We start from the raw sequence: 14,665 nt of genomic DNA on the forward strand, positions 1-14,665 counted from the left end.
TGGCTGACATGTCCTTGCACCGGATGCCGCCCTCGGAGGGCACGATGGTACGCAGGAGCAGGCCGCCCCAGCGTCACTTCGTTCGCGAGCGGACACTTCCGTTGAAATGCCCGAGTATCTCGGCGGCGTTTGCGAGGATGGTCGCCTTCCTGATCGCGGCAGCGCGCTCGCCGCCTTGCTGCATCAGGCCCGCCGTCTCCAGCGCATTCTCCGCCCTGGTGGCGAGCGTCGCGTGCAGCGATGACCGCTCTCGCTTGGCCGGCTCGGAGGGCTTGTCGGGGTGAACTGGCGCAAGCGCCCCGCTGCGAACGGCGGCCACTGGATCAGAATCGCGGCGACGATCGGCAGCCCAAAGAATGGCGGCGCCAGGAGCGGTCGCACCAATTACGCGCGCACTGGACGTGGTGGTGTTCGAAGAGGTGTTCGAAGTTTTCGACATGCTGTCCGCCTTCTGGTCGCGGCGGGAGCGCATGGCTCTCAGTCACCGATGGCAGCCGGGGGACGCGCGGTGATCATCAACATATGGTGTGCGCGCGCGCAATAGCGAGGTCCAGCCGAAATTATTTGCCGTGAGGATCTGGTCGCTGCCATCGCCTGAAGCGAGAGCGAGTCTGGCCCTGCGGCTCATCCGACGTTCGTAGCATCGTTGCATCGACATGCGAACGTCGGATGCCTGGCTCATTTGTAGATCATTTGCAGTCCTGATCACGATGCCTTGGCATGAGTCAGACGTCGGACGTGTTATCGGCCGATTCCGACGCTCACGCCGGGCGCGTGGATGCCGATGCCGCCACGATCTTCATAGTCACGTCCTTCATAGCCACGCCGCTCGTGCCGGCCATAGCCGTAGGCGCCGCGGTCTTCTCGGATGATGACACGGCGTTCGCGGCCTTGGCGCCAGCAGCGGCCGTTCTCGTTGCAGACCATGCGAACCTGCTGGATGCTGCTCTCCGGGAGGATCGATATGCCGGCCGTGAGCGGGGCAGCGGAGGCGGCTGCGGCCATCAATGTGCTCGCGGCGGCTGCGAGCGTGATCGTAAGAATCTTCATGGTCATGACATGACTCCGGGGGCGGGGATTGCGTCATGGAACCAATCTGCTGGCAATCCCATGGTTCCCCGGCGGTGGCATTTGTTTTGGCGTCGAACGGCTGCCTGTGCGGCGCTGTGGCGACATCGGACAGGACGCTGTTGGTCTCGAGCGGCACACGGACGGGCATGCCCGTCAGGTAACGAACCGCGCCGCTGATGACTTGGGCGAGGAAGCAGTTTAAGAAGCGCGGCTCTTGAATCCGCAGGGTCGGGCGAGGAGGCCGCGATGAATTTGCGCGAGCAGTGGGAAGCAGAGGCCGGCCGGTGGCTCGCCTGGGCGAGAGCGCCGGGTCACGACAGCTTCTGGCGCCACCATCGCGAGCAATTCAGCCGCTTGCTGCCGCCGCCCGGTGCGCTCACGCTCGACATCGGCTGCGGCGAGGGCCGGCTGTCGCGACATCTCGCCTCCGAAGGGCACAGAGTGGTCGGCGTCGATGCATCGCCGTCGTTGATCGCCGCGGCCCGGGCGGCCGATCCCACGATCGGCGTCGTGCGTGCCGACGCGGCCGCGCTGCCGCTGGCCGATGCATGCGCGGATCTCGCGATCGCCTTCATGTCGCTGCAGGACGTTGACGCGATGCCGGCCGCGGTGCGCGAGCTTGCGCGGGTTCTCAGGCGCGGCGGCCGCTTCTGCATGGCGATCGTCCACCCGCTCAACTCGGCCGGGCGGTTCGCGAGCCTGGCATCGGATGCGCCCTTCGTCATCCAGGGCAGCTATCTGGACTCCTACACCTTCAGCGACGCAATCGAGCGCGACGGGCTCAGCATGACCTTCCACAGCGCGCATCGTCCGCTGCAGAGCTACTTCGAAGCGCTGGAAGCGGAGGGATTCCTGATCGAGGCGCTGCGCGAGCCGTCCATTCCCGAAGCGATTATCACCCGCGACAGCAGCCGGCGCTGGCTGCGCGTGCCGCTATTCCTGCATCTGCGGTGCCTGCGCCCGTGACGCCGGAGCGCGGCGATGCTGCGCTCCGGTTGGCGAGGGTCATCCCCGCCGCGCTGCCTCGATGGCGGCGACGTCGATCTTCTTCATCGTCATCATCGCGGCAAACACGCGCTTGGCCTCGGCTCCGCCGGCTGCCATCGCGTCGGTGAGCGCGCGCGGCGTGATCTGCCAGGAGATGCCCCATTTGTCCTTGCACCAGCCGCATTGGCTTTCCTGGCCGCCATTGCCGACAATGGCACTCCAATAGCGGTCCGTCTCCGCTTGATCGTCGGTGGCGATCTGGAACGAGAAGGATTCGTTGTGGGTGAACGCAGGTCCGCCATTGAGGCCGAGACAGGGGATGCCACACACCGTGAATTGCACCGTCAGCACGTCGCCGGCCTTGCCGGAAGGGTAGTCACCCGGCGCGCGATGGACCGCCGTCACTTCGCTGTCCGGAAACAGTTCGGCGTAGAAGCGCGCGGCGGCCTCTGCGTCCTTGTCGAACCACAGACAGATCGTGTTCTTGTGCTTTGCCATGGCAGACGTCCCTTCCTTCCAAGTGCAGGCCGCGTCGTTCGTTCACCGGGCGGTCCATTGGTTACGCTCGAGCCGGGTCGTTGCGATCCGGCTGATCCAAGGACGTTCGTGCATCGCCGGTGCCGACACGACCGGCCGCCGAGCGAGAAAAAAATCTCATCCCCCACGACTGACGATCATCGGTGGCACAGCCAAGGATTGAGGCGCTTGGCTGATCATACCTTTCCTCAGCGGCTGATCGGGGCCGAGCGACAATAGGCTACCCGGCGCGGGATCCGGCTCCAGTCTCGCGGCGAAGCCGGATACGCGCGTCGTGAGGACCTAGCCTCCGGGCGACTTTGGCGGCTCGGCGCCGCCGTGAGAGGCCTGATCGGCGCCATGGGATGACGTCGGAGCAGCCTGCAGTGCTGCAGCCGCCGGCGCCTGATCTGCCTTGGCGCCTGCCGTCTCGGCCTTTGCGGCGTTGTCGTCCGGGCTCTTCGCGCCCGAAACCTTGTCTTCCGAGCTCTTGTCGTTCGAGTTCTTGTTGCCCGAGCTGTTGGCGTTCGGCGCCTTGTCCGGTTTCGGCGGCTCGATCAATGCCGCGCGCGTGGCCAGCACGATCGGCGCAGCGGTGTCGGCGCTCACGTGGAAGAGATAGTCCTCCGCCGAACGCGTGAACAGATAGCCGCCACCGGCGTCCTTCTTGTAGCGATAGATCAGCTGGCTTCCATCGGTCCGCTTCAGCGTGACGGTGATGTCGGGCGCGTCGGTCTGGGTCAGCGCCGCCTTGCCCTTGCCGCGTACGCCATCGAAGAGAGGATGCGCCATCGCGCTGACCAGGGCATCGATCTTGTCGGGCCGCGGCTTCTCGTCCTTGCCGAGCCCCGCCAGCGTGAACTTGCCGTCCTTGCCATCGATGGTGACGTCACCGACGCTCACGCTGGCGATCTTGTCGCGCGGCGTATCCAGCATGCCGTGCTGCATCCAGGCGCTGGGCTCCGCGCCGATGTCGTAGGTCGCCAGCTCGACGGCGTAGACCGGAGAGGCATCGCCGGCCCGGACATGCACCTGGCGATAGGCCGGCGAGGTCCCGACCAGCAACTCGCCGACCCGGCTGCCGCCGCTCGTCAGCACCACGCGGCGCTCATGAACCTTTTCGGTGACCTTGAAGCGCTCGGCCGCGGCATCGGTCTTCGCGATCGGCCAGCCCTTCTTCAGGCCGGCGATGCGGTCGAGCAGGCCATTGACCTTGGTCGTGTCGGCGGGAAAGTCCGACAACGCAGGGATCACCCATTTGCCGTCCTTCCGCGCGAGCGTGACGGTGTGGCCGGCGTCGTCGTCGATCGCGACCTGATCGACCTTGGCCGGCGCGAACGCGACCAGCGGCTCCTTGGCGTCGAACGCGGCATGATCGGAGCGGTTGACCGCGAAGGTGAGAGCCAGCGCGAGCTGGCCACCCAGCAGCGCGGTGAGCAGGATGGGAAGCCCTTTCATGTCCGCGCCTCCGCTATGCCGAGCATGTTGAGATATCTCCGTTGGGCGCCGAGCCGCAGCACGCGGCGCACGATGTAGACGAGTGCGAGCCCTGCGAGCGCGAGCGCATAGTTCAGGTATTCCCAGAACATCTGGCCGCCGCTCTGCATCGGCGCGAGCGTGCGCGAGAACTGGCCGCCGCGGCTGCGCAGCGCCAGCAACCCGCGGTCCTCGAGCGACCAGTCGACCAGGTTCTGGGCGAAGTCGAGCGGTGCCAGATATTGCGTGCGGTCGACGCTGGAGGCGAGCTGCAGCACGTCGTCCGACAGGAACGTGCCCGAGCCGATCACGATCAGCCGCGCGCTTTCGGGCGAGCGGGAGATCACGCCGGTGATGCTGGGCTTGGCGTCGGCAGCCGCCGTCTTCGCCGCATCATCGGGCTTCGCGTCGGGTTTGGGCGGAGCCGCGTCCTTGGCGAGAGGCGATGGCTTGCCGGCGAAGAACGACGTGAACTCGCCCTCCATCATGGCCCCGAGCAGCTGGCGCCCCTGCTTCTCGGCAGGAGGGAATCCGGTGTCGGGATGCACCTTGAAGTCCGGCACGACGTTGGTCGTCTTGGCGGTCCAGGAATGCGGCGAACTCTGGATCAGATCGACGATCTTCCGCTTCTTGCCGACCTTGTCGGCGTCGATCGTCAGCGGCGAGGCCCAGGACAGCGTCAGCTGCTGGGTGCCGGCCGAGGGCGCCGCGCCCTGCGCCAGCCCGTCGCTGCGGATGTCGGCGAAGAACGGGTAGTCCATCAGCCGGATCTGCCGTACCTTGATGCCACCGCCGACGTCGCGCTCGGTCGGGATCGGGAATGAGGCGTTCTGGCGGTCGAGCACCATGCTGTCGCCGACCTTCACGCCCTGGAACGCCAGCCAGTCCTCGAGGCCGGACGGCGTCTTGGTCACGTCGAGATTGCCGCGCAGCGACGGCTGATAGGGCGAGGTGGCGACGATCACGGTGCCCCCCTTCATCAGGAACTGATCGACGGCGAACAGCTGCTTCTGATCGAGCTGCTGCGGCGAGGCGACGAACAGGATGTCGGCGCGCTCGGGGACGCGGCCGTCCTTCAGCTGGGTGGCGTCGACGAGCGTGTTCTCCTGCAGCTTCTGCTGCAGCAGATCGAACGACGGCCCGCCGCCGCCGGGGATGCCGAGCTGCGGCATCGGCTGCTGCGCCGGGGGCGTGTACAGCGCGACGGTCCGCAGCGCGCCGGGCGTGAAGCGCTTCAGCTCGGCGTCGATGTTGCGCTTCAGGCCGTCCTTGTCGAGCTGCTCCGGCAGCTGGATCTGCTCGGTCTTGTCGCCGCTCTTCAGGATCAAATGGAACCAGAAGCGTTTCGGGTTGAGCAGGCCGACCGAGAGCGGCTCGAGGCCGTAATCGTCCTGCAGGGTCTTGGCGATCTGGCCGCCATCCGCGTCGGGATCGACGATCTTCGCGTCGAGCTTGCCCGGCGTCTTGCTCTGGTCGTCCTTGATCAGCTCCTGCAGCGCGGTCTTCAGCTTGGCGAGCGGCTCGGGCAGGTTCTTGGCCGAGATATAGGCCTCCAGCGTCACCGGGTGCGGCAGGCCGGCCAGCACATCGCCGGAGCCGCGATAGCCGTTCAGCACCTTCTTGATCGCGCGGGTGATCGTGTATTCCGGATTGCGCAGATTGACGTCGAGCTCGCTGTCGCCGTCACCGCGCTCCTTGACCTCGATGAGGTCGCGGAAGCCGAGCGTCGTATATTCATCGCCATATTTGACGAGAATGTTGAAGTAGGAGTTGGTCACCGACGCCTGATACTTGCTCGACGTCTGGAACGGCACCGGCTGGATGCCGTACTGCTTGTTGGCCTCCGCCTCGAGCGCGGCGTTCTGCATCGGATCGACGAACTCGACCCGGACCTTGCCTTGTCCTGCGATCTCGTACTCCTTCAGCAGATCGCGCAGCCGCGGCACCAGCGGCGCCAGCAGCGGGTGGGTCTGGGCGCTGAAATAGCCGCGGATCAGCAGCGGCTCCTGCAGCTGGCCGAGATAGCTCCGGGTTTCGTCCGAGATCGAATAGATGTGTCCGGCGGTGAGATCGGCCCGCGCGGCGGGGAGCTGGCCGAGCCACAGATTGACGGCGACGAGATTGGCCACCGTCAGCGCGGCCACCATGCGCCAGCGCCGGTGCTGCGGCGCGCGGCCCTGCGACGACCAGCGCAGGCTCTCCAGCACATAGAGGTTGAGCACCAGGAACACGCCGAAGATGCTGAGATAGTAATAGAGATCGCGCAGGTCGATGACGCCGCGGGCGATCGACTCGAAGCGCGAGCCGGCCCCGAGCTGGCGCAACAGCTCGCCGCCTTCGTTGCCGGTGAGCGAGGTCAGCGTGTTGGAGCCGAGCAGGTAGAACGCGCCGCAGATCAGGGTGGAGACGATCAGGCTGATCACCTGGTTGTCGGAGCGGGCGCTGACGAACAGGCCGATCGAGATGTAGGCGGAGGCGAGGGCCAGCGCGGCGAGATAGCCGCCGGCCACCGGTCCCCAGTCGAGCCGGCCGATCATGGACACCGTGATCGGGAGCGGCAGTGTCAGCGCCAGCGCGATCGCGACCAAAGCGAGGCAGGCGAGGAACTTGCCGAGGACCAGCTGCAGCGGCGCGACCGGCGAGGTCAGCAGGAACTCCAGCGTGCCGGCGCGCCGCTCCTCGCTCCACATCCGCATCGTGACGGCCGACACGATGAAGATCATCAGCACCGGCATCCATTCGAACAGCGGTCGGACGTCGGCGATGTTGCGGGCGAAGAAGCGGTCGACCCAGAAGAAGAGGAACAGGGTGACCGCGAGGAACGCCGCCATGAAGATGAAGGCCGCGGGCGAGGCGAAGAAGACGGCCAGCTCCTTGCGGGCGATACGAAGAACGTTATGCATGCAGGGCCTCACGGGTCGGCGCGCCGGCGCCGGTGATGTCGGCGAACAGGGTTTCGAGATCGCGCTGTTCGGGATGCAGGGCGAACAGATCCAGCTTGTTGTCGGTGATCACGCGGGCGACGGCCGGCGCCACGGTGCTGGCCGCGTGGCCATTGAGATTGAGTGCATAGGCATGGCCGGGCTCGGCGGCCGTCAGCCGCTCCACGCTCTTCACCAGGCCGAGCCCCGTGACCAGCCGCTCGACCAGTTCTGGCGGCCCGCTGGTGACGAGACGCAACCGGCCAGGGCCGCCGAGATCGCTCATCCGGGTGTCGAGCGCCAGCCGGCCGCGGTTGATCACCAGCACGCGCTCGCACACGGCGCGCACCTCCTGCAGGATGTGGGTCGACAGGATCACCGTGGCGGTCTTCGCGAGATCCCTGATCAGTCCACGCATCTGGGCGATCTGCGACGGATCGAGCCCGTTGGTCGGCTCGTCGAGGATCACGATCTTCGGCTTGTGCAGGATCGCCTGCGCGACGCCGGTCCGCTGCCGGTAGCCGCGCGACAGGCTCGCGATCGGCGCGGTGGCTTTTTCCCCAAGGCCGGTGGCGGCGATGGCGTCGCGCAGCGCCTGCGCCCGGGCGCCCGGCGGGATTCCCCTCAGCTCCGCGGCGTAGTCGAGGAATTCGACCACCGTCATCTCCGGATACAGCGGGCAATTCTCCGGCAGGTAGCCGATCAGCGCCTGCGCCTGACGGCGCTGCGTGCCGATGTCATGGCCATGAATGGTCGCCGTGCCGGCGGTCGGCTCGAGATAGCCCGTCAGCATCTTCATGATGGTGGTCTTGCCGGCGCCGTTGTGCCCGAGCAGGCCGACGATCTCGCCGTCGCCGACCTCAAAGGAGACGTCGTCGACGGCGGTGAATGACCCGTATTGGCGGGTCAGGTGTTCGGCGGAGATCATGCGGGGCGTCGCTCCTGAGTTGGCCGTCGCAGCGCCAGGTCCTGATCGACACGCAGGATCGATCACCGGCGGCACGCGTCGGATGCAGCTGAAAGGATCTGGCCGACCGAACCGGCGGTCGTCAGCGGGGAAAGCTGAGGTGGTCGGGTGCGCTGAGCGCGGCGGTTCAGAGCGGCCCGGCCTGTGCGATGGGGAGAGTCGTCATCCGGAAGAGCACATCGTACGACGAAGCCTTGTGCAAACCTTGGGAGGTCGTGAAACTGTGTTTCCGCCGTTCTGTTGGTTGCGGCTAACTAATCGGACGCGATCGAATGAATCAAGCGGGGGCCGCCGCTCTGGATCGATCACGACCGGTCAATTGGATGTGAGCGGGCAACTCGAACGCACGCGCTGCGCTGACCGCGATCCGCGCCGGTGCTCATGACTTCGCCGCGGCTGCGCGTGGCCTGGTAACCTTTCTTGGTCCGCCATCGTACCGTCGAATGGCAGTATCAGGACACGCCGGCGGGAGGTATCCAATTGCATGTGAGGCGCCCGCGCATCGTGCGCATTACCCATCGTCCGAGCGGCGAGGTGATCGCCGAGGGGCCGGTCGGTCTCTGGGACATCACGCCGTTCGAGGGCAACTTCTACATCCGGCGGCGCTGCCTGAGAACGTGCCATCTGCGTCCGAACTGGATCCCCGGACTCTGCATCTACAAGTTCCTGTACGTGTGGCTCGACCTGAAGCTTCCGGACGGCCGGCGCGAGCCGTCGATCGGATGGCTGTACTGGCTGCCCAATCCGCTGTTTTTCTTCATCGCGTTCCGGCCGGCCGTTCCGCAGTCCTCGCCCGCCCTCGCCGTCGAGGAACGGGCGGGATGATTGTTGCGACACGGCGCGAGGTGATCGGCGGTGTGTTGACGGCGCTCATGGCAGGCGCCGGCCCCGCTTCGGCAGGGTCTGCTGACGACGAGGTCCCGGCCTTCGCAGCCGGCCGTCATCAGCTCACGCTGCTGCGGCCGCAGCAGAGCCTGCCGGCGCTGCGGCTGTTTCGCCTCGACGGCGGTACGCTCGATCTGGCCGCGCTGCGCGGCGCGCCAATCGTGCTGAACTTCTGGGCCTCGTGGTGTACGGCCTGCCGCATCGAGCTGCCGGAGCTCGATCGGCTCGCGCGCAGCGTCGGGCGCGAGCGCCTGCACGTCGTTGCGGTGTCCGAAGACCGCAGCGATTGCGACAGTGTCGGTCGTTTCGTGCGCTCGCTGCGGCTGACGTCGCTGCCAATCTGCCTCGATCCGAACGGGTACGTGGCGCAATCCGGTGACGGTCGCGGCAGGCCTGCGCCGTTCACGCTGTATGGCATGCCGATCACCTATCTGATCTCGGCTTCAGGACTGATCGTCGGATACCTCCCGGGTGCGGCCGACTGGTCGTCGTCGGCGGCGGCCGATCTGCTCGACTATCTCGGGCGCAACTGAATGATGAATCGCGAAGCAGACGACGTAACCTTCCAACGCACTGGAGCGAACCATCGTACAGGCGCGCCGATGGCCGCCAGACACCTGCAATGTCCGCAGGCTGAACCCGGAGAATGGAGGAACACGCATGTCCAATCGCACGCTGTCCGCAATGATCGTCGGTGCATTTGCGGTCGCTGCCGGCGCGCTCGCCGTCACATCCGCCTCGGCGGAGACGATGGCCAAGGGCGACATGGAAAAGATGATGAAGGCCAAGCAGGCCGAGACCATGAAGGCCATGAAGGACGGCAAGATGGAGAAGTGCTTCGGCGTCGCGCTGAAGGGCCAGAACGACTGCTTCGCCGGCGCCGGCACGACCTGCGCGGGCACCAGCATGACCGACTATCAGGGCAATGCGTTCAAGCTCGAGCCGAAGGGCACCTGCACGACGATGCAGACCCCCAAGGGGCCGGGTAGCCTGACGCCGAAGGCCTGAGACATTGCCGGCGGGCTGCTTGCAGCCCGCCATTTCTCTCGATCGGAGTCTTCGGGTGGCACGCGCACAATTCTCGACGGCCGGACGGATCCCCGCGCGGGGCGGCGTCGGCCTCAAGGCCGAGCACTATCGCGGCATCGTCGAAACGTGGCCCGATATCGGCTTCTTCGAGGTTCACGCCGAGAACTACATGGGCGCGGGCGGGCCACCGCACCGCTATCTCACGGCTATTCGCGAGCGCTATCCGCTGTCGCTGCATGGAGTCGGATTGTCGATCGGTGCCGACCGCCCGCTCGACCAGGCCCATCTCGGCCGTCTCAAGCATCTGGTCGACCGCTACGAGCCGGGGCTGTTCTCGGAGCACCTGGCGTGGTCGACGCACGATACCGGTTTCCTCAACGATCTGCCTCCCGTTCCCTATACGGGCGAGACCCTGATCCGCGTCTGCGATCACATCGACGAGGTGCAGAGCGTGCTCGGCCGGCGGATGCTGCTGGAGAATCCATCGACCTATGTCGCGTTCGCCGAGAGCAACTGGTCCGAGCCCGACTTCATCGCCGAGATCGCGCGTCGCACCGGCTGCGGTCTCCTGCTCGACGTCAGCAACGTCCATGTCGCTGCGACCAATCAGCAGTGGGATCCGCATGGCTATCTTGCCGCCTTTCCGCTCGCGCAGGTGGTCGAGATCCATCTCGCCGGCCACGCCCGCGAAGCCGACGAGCACGGCAGGCCGCTGTTGATCGACACCCACGACCGGCCGGTCGACGACGTCGTCTGGTCGCTGTGTGCGCATGCGATCCGCGCGACCGGCCCGGTGCCGACATTGATCGAGTGGGACGCCGAGGTGCCGCCATGGCCGGTGCTCGCGGCGGAGGCGCGCCGGGCCGAGGCCATCATGCTCTCGCCGACGATGGAGGTGGCCTGTGACGCCGCCGCTTGCTGAACGTCTTGGCGGCTTTGCGCGCGCACTGCTCGATCCCGCGCAGCCGGTGCCTCCCGGCCTGGTTGGACCGGATGGGACGCCGAGCGGGCGCCGGTTCGGCGTCTATCGCAACAATGTCGTGGCCGGCTTGACGGCGACGCTGAAGGACGCCTATCCGGCGGTTCATCGCATCGTCGGGGAGGAGTTCTTCCAGGCCATGGCGCGCCGCCATCTGCTGTCCGAACTGCCGTGCTCGCCGATCCTGCTCGACTATGGCAGCGGCTTCGCGGCGTTCATTCGCGGCTTCGCACCGGCATCGGCACTGCCTTATCTGGCCGATCTCGCGGCGATCGAGCGCGCCTGGGCGGAGGCCTATCATGCGGCGGAAGCCCAGCCGGTCACACCTGCGGCTTTCGCCGCCCTAGCGCCGGCCGATCTGCCGGCTCTCCGCCTGCGCCTGCATCCATCCCTGCGGCTGGTCCGCTCGGCGTTTCCCGTGCTCACGGTCTGGCAGATGAATGTCGCGGAGGGAATTCCCGGCCCGGTCGATCTCGACGCGGGCGGCGAGGCGGTTCTGATCGTCCGTCCCGAGGCCGACGTCGTGGTTCGCGCGATCCCGTCGGGCAGTTTCGCGTTCGTTCAGGCCTTGTCGGCCGGGCGGTCGATGCTGAGGGCAGTCGAAGATGCGCTGCGCGAGGACGCTGGCTTCGACCTCGCCGGCACCCTCCACGATCTGATCCATGGCGGAGCGGTGATCGGCTTCGACCGCGCGACGATGGGGGAGGCGTCATGAGCACGATCGCGGGCCGCCGGGCGCTCACCTTGGCCATGTCGGATGCGATCGATCGGCTCGCGCGACTGGCTCTCATCGTGGCGCCGCCGATGCTGCGCATCGCGCTCGCGGTGCCGTTCTTCAAATCCGGACTCACCAAATGGGATGGCTTGCTGTCGCTGTCGCCGTCCGCGGTGTATCTGTTCGAGGACGAATTCAAGCTTCACCTGTTCGGACAGACCTATGACTTTCCCTGGCCCGCAGCCTTCGCTCATCTCGATGGCGTGGCCGAGATCGTGCTGCCGGTGCTCCTGGTGGTCGGGCTGGCGACCAGGGTCAGCGCGCTCGGGCTGTTGGTCATGACCGCCTTCATCCAGCTCGTCGTCCCGGATGGCTGGGCCAATTTTCATCTGCCCTGGGCTGCGATGGCGGTTGCGATCATCGCGCTCGGGCACGGGCCCTTCAGCGTCGATCAACTCGTCGTGCCGCTCGGTCGAAAACTGGAGAGCGCCGATGGGCAGTGACCAGAGCGCTCCTGCGCCGCGGCTGAGGCTCGTCGCGGTGGACGCGCAGAGCGGGGCGGACGTCAAGCCGGGACGCCGCGCGCTCGATTGGGCGATTCTGATGGCGCATGCCCAGGAGGGCGATCGTGTCGCCTATCAGCGGCTGCTGGAGGAGATCACGCCCTACCTTCGCTCTCTCGCGGCGCGGCACCGCAGGCAGCGCAGCGACATCGAGGATGCGGTGCAGGACGTGCTGTTGACCATCCACTCGATCCGCCACACCTATGATCCGACGCGCCCGTTCGCGCCGTGGCTGGTGACCATCACCAACCGTCGCCTGATCGACCGAGTACGGCGGCAGTCGCGCCAATGGCGGCGCGAGACTGTGCTGTCTCCCGAGCACGAGATCGCAGCCGAGCCCGAGACCGGCGTGGAGGCGGCGCCCGACCGCCGCGAATTGGAGCTGGCGATCGACAATCTCCCGCCAGCGCAGCAGCAGGCCGTGCGGCTGTTGAAGCTCAGGGAGCTGTCGCTCAAGGAGGCCTCGGCGGCAACCGGAATGTCCACGACCTCATTGAAGGTGAACATGCACCGCGCTCTGAAGAGCCTTCAGAAGCTGCTCATTCCGCGGAACGAGCCATGATCAAGACCGACGATCTGATCAACTCTCTTGCGACTGACATGCGGCCCGTGAAGCGGCTGCGGCCCCCGCTGTTGCGCGCCTGCACTTGGCTGATCGGGGCCGGTGCCGTGGTGGCGCTGCTCGCCGTCAACCAGGGGATCCGTCCAGATCTGGTGCAGCGTCTGCACGATGCGCCATTCGTGACCAGCCTCGTCGGCTCGATCCTGACCGGCGTGCTGGCCGCGATTGCGGCATTCCTGGTCAGCCTTCCCGACCGCTCGCGGTGGTGGATGCTGCTGCCGCTGCCGGCGCTGGCGCTATGGCTGTCCAACATCGGCTATCAGTGCCTCACCGACTGGGTTGCGGTCGGTCCAGACGGCATGAGCCCCGGCGAGGCGGCCCGCTGCTTCACGACGCTCGCCGTGACGAGCCTGCCGTTGTCGCTGGCCCTGCTGGTGATGCTGCGCTACGCGGCGCGGCTGCGGCCGACCATCGTCGCCTTGACCGGCGGCGTCGCCGTATCTGCGATCACGTCGACGGCGCTCGCGCTGTTTCATACGATCGACGCCTCGGTGATGATCCTGATGTGGAACGTCGGAACGGCTGTCCTGCTGATCGGGGCGGGCGGCCTGTTCGGCCGTCGCATGTTCGGCTGGGTCGCGCCGCGTGTCTTCGCGCACGACTGAGCTCGCCGTTCGTCGACCGACGCGGACCGGTAACCTTCGTCGTGCCTGGAGCGAACAGTCCGCGGGCTCGGGCGCAGATAGCCCTGTCGCGACGCGCATCGCGCGTCGATGTTCACGGACGCGAGGAGAATGAGACCATGCAACGATCGAAACCCCTAGCCGGGTAGACAAGTGCGGCGCTGATGTTGGCGGCGCTCGCGCCGGCCGGGCCGCCGATGCGACCCATCTGTCGTTCGTCACGCACGCGGCGTTCCTCTCGGCGGAGACGAAGCAGCCGAAGCCGCTCGATCCCCATGCCTTCGTCGCCGACGCGCCGGCCGCTGTCGGTCCGCAGAACGTCTCCCACGTCGCGGGGGTCCGGCCGGCCTTGATCGAACAGGATGCGAAGACCGCCGTTGTCGCCAACGCGAAGGGTGAGCCGGAACGACGAATGATTTTGTGGCCGGAGCGAACGGCAAAGCGAAGCTGACGATCGTCGCGCCACAGCCGCTGACCATGACAACGCCGTGCTGCTGGTCTATCACAGCGACGGACCGCCGCTTCGTCCGGCAGCGTCTCGATGGTCGCCAATACCTTCTCGACGTTGCGCAGCAGTTCGAGCGACGGCGGCAGCATCGAGATCTGCTCGCGCCTGACGAGCTGCTTCACCCACCAGAGCGGGTCATGCGCCCGATCGAGATCCGCCAGCGGCTTGCCGACGCCGGCAGATTGTCGAATGCGCCATGGTCCTGGGCAGATGCGGATCTGCACCTCGACCCAGGACTCGCAGCTCGCGGTCAGTGGCTTACGCTCCGTCATGCCCGGCCGGACCTTTTTTGTCGCATCGACGGCACGAGGCCATCACCGGCCGAGATCGGCGGCAAAAATAGTGGTTGCTGTTTTTCAGAAATTATGCTTATATCCGGTATCCCGCCTCGAGCAGAGGGACGTACGCGTCGTCACGAACGTGGAGGCGGGCTGCGATGGACGTGACGGCTGCGCCTGACGAGCGCGGGCGTTACGGACGGCGAAGTCGTGTGGTCCTGGCCTCTCGACGCTGAGGTCAAGTCCGGGGTCGTTGCTGTGACGGCACGCGCGGGCGATGGGGGCAAGAACGCCGATCCCCAGGGAGAGCACGAAGGACACCGTTAAAACCGATCGCGCGGGGAAGGCCGGGTCTGTCCGGCTGTACCTGTGGTACCTGCCGCCTGCATTCTTTTGAGCAGGCGGGCCACGGGCCTCAGCCGAGGTCCGGCCTTCCTCGCGCCCTCTCGTTGTTCAGAGGGACACGAATGCTGCATCACCCGGGCACGACGTGCCGCGGGATGAAAGATGCTTATCAGTTCGCCT

The 14,665-nt window shown here is 66.6% G+C and carries 15 protein-coding genes and 1 pseudogene; 9 read left to right on the forward strand and 7 right to left on the reverse strand.

The window, feature by feature from the left end:
• Nucleotides 1–73 precede the first annotated feature (73 nt).
• Together QW863_RS33885 and QW863_RS33890 are read right to left on the reverse strand one after the other, a co-directional pair.
• Nucleotides 74–472, reverse strand: a complete 399-nt coding sequence (locus QW863_RS33885; RefSeq protein WP_315718224.1) for a hypothetical protein — start codon at nucleotides 470–472, stop codon at nucleotides 74–76.
• 269 nt (nucleotides 473–741) lie between these two features.
• Nucleotides 742–1,050: a hypothetical protein gene (locus QW863_RS33890; RefSeq protein ID WP_315718257.1), complete on the reverse strand. Its 309-nt coding sequence runs from the start codon at nucleotides 1,048–1,050 to the stop codon at nucleotides 742–744.
• 267 nt (nucleotides 1,051–1,317) lie between these two features.
• Between QW863_RS33890 and QW863_RS33895 the strand changes: the two genes are divergently transcribed.
• Nucleotides 1,318–2,037 (forward strand): class I SAM-dependent methyltransferase, encoded by a 720-nt coding sequence (locus QW863_RS33895; protein WP_315718225.1) that lies wholly within the window; start codon nucleotides 1,318–1,320, stop codon nucleotides 2,035–2,037.
• A 39-nt stretch (nucleotides 2,038–2,076) separates the two neighbouring features.
• Here the strand turns inward: QW863_RS33895 and QW863_RS33900 are convergent, their stop codons facing one another.
• From QW863_RS33900 to QW863_RS33915, 4 genes are all read right to left on the reverse strand, one after another.
• Nucleotides 2,077–2,556, reverse strand: a complete 480-nt coding sequence (locus tag QW863_RS33900; protein ID WP_315718226.1) for a VOC family protein — start codon at nucleotides 2,554–2,556, stop codon at nucleotides 2,077–2,079.
• 321 nt (nucleotides 2,557–2,877) lie between these two features.
• On the reverse strand, nucleotides 2,878–4,032 hold the full coding sequence (locus tag QW863_RS33905; RefSeq protein ID WP_315718227.1) for a DUF4340 domain-containing protein: 1,155 nt from the start codon (nucleotides 4,030–4,032) through the stop codon (nucleotides 2,878–2,880).
• Entirely contained in the window at nucleotides 4,029–6,953 is a 2,925-nt protein-coding gene (locus QW863_RS33910) for a Gldg family protein (protein WP_315718228.1), read from the reverse strand. Before QW863_RS33910 ends, QW863_RS33905 begins: the two co-directional genes overlap by 4 nt.
• Entirely contained in the window at nucleotides 6,946–7,899 is a 954-nt protein-coding gene (locus tag QW863_RS33915; protein ID WP_315718229.1) for an ABC transporter ATP-binding protein, read from the reverse strand. The genes QW863_RS33910 and QW863_RS33915 overlap by 8 nt, the downstream gene beginning before the upstream one ends.
• Before the next feature lie 525 nt (nucleotides 7,900–8,424).
• Between QW863_RS33915 and QW863_RS33920 the strand changes: the two genes are divergently transcribed.
• The 8 genes from QW863_RS33920 (at nucleotide 8,425) to QW863_RS33955 (ending at nucleotide 13,336) form a co-directional block, all read left to right on the forward strand.
• Nucleotides 8,425–8,763 carry a hypothetical protein gene (locus tag QW863_RS33920; RefSeq protein ID WP_315769939.1) on the forward strand — a complete coding sequence of 113 codons (339 nt, stop codon included), beginning with the start codon at nucleotides 8,425–8,427 and terminating at the stop codon, nucleotides 8,761–8,763.
• The gene (locus QW863_RS33925; protein ID WP_315718232.1) at nucleotides 8,760–9,356 is read left to right on the forward strand and encodes a TlpA disulfide reductase family protein; all 597 of its coding nucleotides are present in this window, start codon (nucleotides 8,760–8,762) and stop codon (nucleotides 9,354–9,356) included. The genes QW863_RS33920 and QW863_RS33925 overlap by 4 nt, the downstream gene beginning before the upstream one ends.
• Nucleotides 9,357–9,483: 127 nt before the next feature.
• A complete protein-coding gene (locus tag QW863_RS33930) occupies nucleotides 9,484–9,831 on the forward strand; it encodes a DUF2282 domain-containing protein (RefSeq protein ID WP_315718233.1) in 348 nt (115 codons plus the stop codon).
• Nucleotides 9,832–9,886: 55 nt separating this feature from the next.
• Nucleotides 9,887–10,774 carry a DUF692 domain-containing protein gene (locus QW863_RS33935; protein ID WP_315718234.1) on the forward strand — a complete coding sequence of 296 codons (888 nt, stop codon included), beginning with the start codon at nucleotides 9,887–9,889 and terminating at the stop codon, nucleotides 10,772–10,774.
• Nucleotides 10,755–11,546: a DNA-binding domain-containing protein gene (locus QW863_RS33940; RefSeq protein ID WP_315718235.1), complete on the forward strand. Its 792-nt coding sequence runs from the start codon at nucleotides 10,755–10,757 to the stop codon at nucleotides 11,544–11,546. Before QW863_RS33935 ends, QW863_RS33940 begins: the two co-directional genes overlap by 20 nt.
• Nucleotides 11,543–12,049: a DoxX family protein gene (locus QW863_RS33945; RefSeq protein WP_409977990.1), complete on the forward strand. Its 507-nt coding sequence runs from the start codon at nucleotides 11,543–11,545 to the stop codon at nucleotides 12,047–12,049. The genes QW863_RS33940 and QW863_RS33945 overlap by 4 nt, the downstream gene beginning before the upstream one ends.
• Nucleotides 12,039–12,671 (forward strand): sigma-70 family RNA polymerase sigma factor, encoded by a 633-nt coding sequence (locus QW863_RS33950; protein ID WP_315718236.1) that lies wholly within the window; start codon nucleotides 12,039–12,041, stop codon nucleotides 12,669–12,671. The genes QW863_RS33945 and QW863_RS33950 overlap by 11 nt, the downstream gene beginning before the upstream one ends.
• Nucleotides 12,668–13,336, forward strand: coding sequence for a DUF1109 domain-containing protein (locus QW863_RS33955; RefSeq protein WP_315718237.1), 669 nt, complete (start codon nucleotides 12,668–12,670; stop codon nucleotides 13,334–13,336). The genes QW863_RS33950 and QW863_RS33955 overlap by 4 nt, the downstream gene beginning before the upstream one ends.
• 573 nt (nucleotides 13,337–13,909) lie before the next feature.
• Here QW863_RS33955 and QW863_RS36085 read toward each other — a convergent pair.
• Nucleotides 13,910–14,134 (reverse strand): annotated as a pseudogene (locus tag QW863_RS36085) (DnaJ family domain-containing protein); the annotation flags it as partial.
• Nucleotides 14,135–14,665: the final 531 nt, after the last annotated feature.

This window comes from Bradyrhizobium sp. SZCCHNR1017, assembly GCF_032381375.1.
Lineage (GTDB): Bacteria > Pseudomonadota > Alphaproteobacteria > Rhizobiales > Xanthobacteraceae > Bradyrhizobium.